The 4,561-nt window shown below is 67.7% G+C and carries 4 protein-coding genes; 3 read left to right on the forward strand and 1 reads right to left on the reverse strand.

Annotation, left to right across the window (positions count from 1 at the left end):
- Positions 1–534 (forward strand): carbamoyl phosphate synthase small subunit (locus V7D63_RS13150; RefSeq protein WP_333592728.1); only part of this gene is annotated, 534 nt, incomplete at its 5' end.
- A 62-nt stretch (positions 535–596) separates the two neighbouring features.
- On the opposite strand, the gene V7D63_RS13155 is transcribed toward V7D63_RS13150, so the two are convergent.
- On the reverse strand, positions 597–863 hold the full coding sequence (locus tag V7D63_RS13155) for a hypothetical protein (RefSeq protein ID WP_333592729.1): 267 nt from the start codon (positions 861–863) through the stop codon (positions 597–599).
- Between the two features lie 196 nt (positions 864–1,059).
- On the opposite strand from V7D63_RS13155, the gene dnaG reads away from it, so the two are divergent.
- Together dnaG and V7D63_RS13165 are read left to right on the forward strand one after the other, a co-directional pair.
- Entirely contained in the window at positions 1,060–2,934 is a 1,875-nt protein-coding gene (gene dnaG, locus V7D63_RS13160) for a DNA primase (protein ID WP_333592730.1), read from the forward strand.
- 407 nt (positions 2,935–3,341) lie between these two features.
- On the forward strand, positions 3,342–4,561 hold a 1,220-nt coding region (locus tag V7D63_RS13165; protein WP_333592731.1), incomplete at its 3' end, for an RNA polymerase sigma factor region1.1 domain-containing protein.

Below are 4,561 nucleotides of genomic sequence, written 5' to 3' on the forward strand. Positions count from 1 at the left end.
GGCGTCAAGCGCAACATCCTGCGCGCCCTGGCCTCGACCGGCGCCAAGATCACCGTGGTCCCGGCCACGACCACGGCCGAGGACATCCTGGCCCGCGATCCCGACGGCGTGGTTCTGTCGAACGGGCCGGGCGATCCGGCCGCGACCGGCGCCTATGCCGTGCCCGAGATCAAGAAGCTGGTCGCCAGCGGCAAGCCCCTGATGGGCATCTGCCTGGGCCATCAGATGCTGGCCCTGGCCCTGGGCGCCCAGACCGTGAAGATGGATCAGGGCCACCACGGCGCCAACCATCCGGTCAAGGACCTGACCACCGGCAAGGTCGAGATCGTGTCGATGAACCACGGCTTCACCGTGGACCGCGACAGCCTGCCCGACGCCGTCGAGGAAACCCACGTCAGCCTGTTCGACGGCACCAACTGCGGCATCGCCCTGAAGGACCGGCCGGTGTTCAGCGTCCAGCACCACCCCGAGGCGTCGCCGGGACCGACTGACAGCCTGTATCTGTTCGACCGCTTCGCGGCGATGATGGCCTAAGGCCAGACGCTGGACCGAAATCTGAGCGGCGTTGGACGGCGTCCAACGCAACCGGTTTCGGTCTAGGGCAGGGGCGCGAAGCGCATTTCGGCGCGCAGGGCGCAGGCCTTCCTCACCGCCACCGGGGCGGCGTGCAGCCAGTAGTCGGCGTCTTCCAGCCGGTTCGAGCGTTTCCGCTCCAGCCCGCGCAGGCGGCGCTGGGCGGCGTTCTCCAACAGGCGGGCGTGCAGAGCGCGCGGCGAGGCGAAGGCGATGGCGGGAGAGCCGGGCACGGCGACGGCGTCGGGACCGACCGGCTCCACCGCCGGACGGGCGATGGCGATGAACATGAACGTCTCGTGGAAAGAGGGGGCGGCGCTTCTGCGCCCGACATCGGCGGGGGTTGCCCACAGCCTCTGTGGATAGTTTCCCAAAGCGCCGGAAAAATGTTTGAACCCAGACGGTTCGGCGGGTTTCCCCGCCATATTGGTTACCAAAACATAAACGGCGGTCGCGTTCGACCGGCTCGAAGGCTATGCATCGGCGGTGCGATTTGACGAGCGATATATCGAGGAGCTGAAGGCGCGCCTTCGCCCGTCCGACGTGATCGGACGGTCGGTGAAGCTCAAGCGTCAGGGGCGCGAATACGTCGGCCTGTCGCCCTTCACCAAGGAGAAGTCGCCCAGCTTCTTCGTCAATGACGACAAGGGTTTCTTCCACGACTTCAGCTCTGGCAAGCACGGCGACGTCATCAGCTTCCTGCAAGAGACCGAGCGGCTGAGCTTCGTCGAGGCGGTGGCGCGGCTGGCGGCCGAGGCGGGCATGGCCCTGCCGGCCGAAGACCCCATGGCGGCCGAGCGCGAGGAGAAGCGCAAGGGTCTGTCGGAATGGATGGACCTGGCCCAGAAATGGTTCGCGGCCAATCTGCGCCGCCAGACCGGCAAGGCGACGCGCGACTATCTGGAGAAGCGCGGCCTGCCCGAGGATCAGTGGGAGCGGTTCGGCCTGGGCTATGCGCCCAACGACCGCGAGGGGCTGAAACAGGCCCTGGTCCAGCGCGGGGCGCGGCCGGGCGATCTGGTCGAGGCGGGGTTGTTGATCGCGCCGGAGGGGGGCGGGGCGCCCTATGACCGGTTCCGCGACCGACTGATGTTCCCGATTCTGGACGGGCGCGGACGGCTGGTCAGTTTCGGCGGCCGGGCCATGAACCCCGACGACCGGGCCAAATATCTGAACGGGCCGGAAAGCCCGCTGTTTCACAAGGGGGCGACCCTGTACGGCCTGACCGAGGCGCGGCGGCTGCTGGGGGCGGAGTCCAGGTCCGACCAGGCCGTCGTGGTGGTCGAAGGCTATATGGACGTCATCGCCTGCCAGCGCGCCGACGTGCCGGCCGTGGCGCCGATGGGCACGGCCCTGACCGAAGAGCAGATGGCCGGGCTGTGGCGCATTTCGTCTGAGCCGGTGCTGTGTTTCGACGGCGACGCGGCCGGGCGGCGGGCGGCCTTCCGGGCGGTGGAGCGGGCCTTGCCGCTGATCAAGCCGGACCGCAGCCTGCAATTCGTCAGCCTGCCCGGCGGCATGGACCCCGACGACATGTATCGGGAAAAGGGCGGCCCGAACCTGCGCGAGGCCCTGAGGCAGACCACGCCCCTGTCCCGGATGGTGTTCGAGAAGGAGTCCGAGGCGGTCGGCCCTCTGGGCACCCCCGAGAAGGAGGCGATCCTGTTGGCGCGGCTGCGCAAATGCGCCGCGATCATCACGGACCCGGACCTGGCGCGGGCCTACAAGGATTATCTGGTCGGCGCCTATTACCAGAAGGTGCGGCCGTCCAAGGCCCAGATGCGGGACGCCCATCGGGCCATCTATCGTGACCGACAGGCGCGCAAGGCCGCGCCGATCATGGACGTCACGCCCGAGGCGCGGGCGGCCGCGACCGCCTTGGCCCAGTCGCCCAAACCCCTGACGTCGGCGATCCTGGACGGGCTGATCTCTCATCCTGATGTCGTTCAGGAGCGGGCTGAACTGCTGACCGCCCAGGCGTTCGGCGACCCCGGGCTGGATCGTCTGGTGGCCGACCTGGTTCGGATCACCGGCGAGGTCGAGGCCTATGGCGAGGGCCTGCTGCGCGCGCGCCTGAGGGCCTTGGGCCACGAGGACGCGTTGCGACGGATCGACCGCACCGCGAAGATCTCGCACGCGCCCTTCCTCGACGCGACGGTCACCGCGCAGAAGGCCCAGGAAGACCTGACCCGAGCGATCGATGTCCTGCTGGAGGCCATGGCGCTGAGCCGGGCGCTGGATGAGTTGAAACAGGGCGACGACTATGACGCCGGCACGTTCAGCAATCTGAAGTCGCAACGCGACGGCCTGAACAGGGCGCTGGCCAGCGGAGAGATCTGGGCGTCGGCCGCCGTGCACTGAATCGCCGCCGTGCACGGACCTAAAGCGACCTGAACGCTTGACAGGGCGGCCTGGCGTCGCCATCTGGCGCGCACGGGTCACGATGCCTTAGATGCGCGAGGTCGAGAAGGCGGCGGCTAAGTCCGAAGCGCCATTCCTGGCTGTAGACAAGCCCCTCGGCGAGGCGGGGATCCGGTGGTCGCAGGCGTTCGACGCCCTGCCCGCGTCGCGGGTTCGGTGAACGCCTTGGCTTCGGCGCGTGTTGCGTCGGGGCGAGATGAGACGCTCCCTCGGCTGAAGGCCGAACGGGGCGCGTCTTGCCGTGCGACCACGTCCGGGACCGTCAGAAAGCGTCGACGCGGCCGTAACCTTCGGCTGTGAGGCGCGTTTGCTAAATTTAGGCGGGCCGCCCCGCTGGAGACCATCGAATGAGCGCTCAGACCGAACAGCAGGACGCCGAAGTCAACACCGACGGTCCCCTGCTTGATCTGACGGACGCCGGCGTCAAGAAATTCATCAAACAGGCCAAGACCCGCGGCTATGTGACGATGGAGGAGCTGAACAAGGTCCTGCCGTCCGAAGAGGTGACCCCCGACCAGATCGAGGACACCCTGGCCATGCTGTCCGAGATGGGCGTCAACGTCGTCGAGGCGGAAGAAGACGCCGAACAGAAGGACGGAGAGGGCGGCGAGGTCGCCAATCCGGCCGAAACCTCCATCGCCGAGACCCCGGCCAAGGCCGCCTATGACCGCACCGACGACCCGGTGCGCATGTATCTGCGCGAAATGGGTTCGGTCGAGCTGCTGAGCCGCGAGGGCGAGATCGCCATCGCCAAGCGCATCGAGGCGGGCCGCGACGCCATGATCTCGGGCCTGTGCGAAAGCGCCCTGACGTTCGAGGCCATCATGGTGTGGCGCGACGAACTGGCCAACAACCGCATCCTGCTGCGCGAGGTCATCGACCTGGACGCCACCTATGCGGTGCTGAACCCCTCGGCCGTGCCCGGCGCGGCCACCGCCGCCGACGGCGAAGAGGAACCCGCCGAGGAAGAGGCGGCCGCCGAAGGCGAGAAGCCGGAAGGCGAAGATGACGACGACGATGATTTCGACGACGGCGGCGGCCTGTCGATCTCGGCCCTGGAGGCCGAGCTGCGCGACGGCGTCATGGAGGTGCTGGACGCCGTGGCCGCCGATTTCGGCGCCTTCCGCAAACTGCAGGACAAGCTGGTCGAGGCCCGTTTGCGCGGCGAAGCGCTGAGCGCCAAGGACCAGAAGGCCTATGACGTCCTGACCACGGCGATCTCGGATCGTCTGAAGACGCTGAAGCTGAACAACAACCGCATCGAAGCCCTGGTCGAGCAGCTCTACGCCATCAACAAGCGGCTGATCGGTCTGGAAGGCCGTCTGCTGCGCCTGGCCGACAGCTACGGCATTTCGCGGCCCGAGTTCCTGAAGGCCTATTTCGGCGCCGAACTGGACCCGACCTGGTCGGAGCGGGTCAAGGAAATGGGCGTGCGCTGGACCAAGTTCAGCGAAAAGGAAGCGACCCAGGTCGGAACCATTCGCGGCGACATCGCCGCCGTGGCCACCGAGGCCGGCCTGCCGATCGACGACTATCGCCGCATCGTCCAGACGGTGCAGAAGGGCGA

This window comes from Brevundimonas sp. (assembly GCF_036732845.1).
Classification (GTDB): domain Bacteria; phylum Pseudomonadota; class Alphaproteobacteria; order Caulobacterales; family Caulobacteraceae; genus Brevundimonas.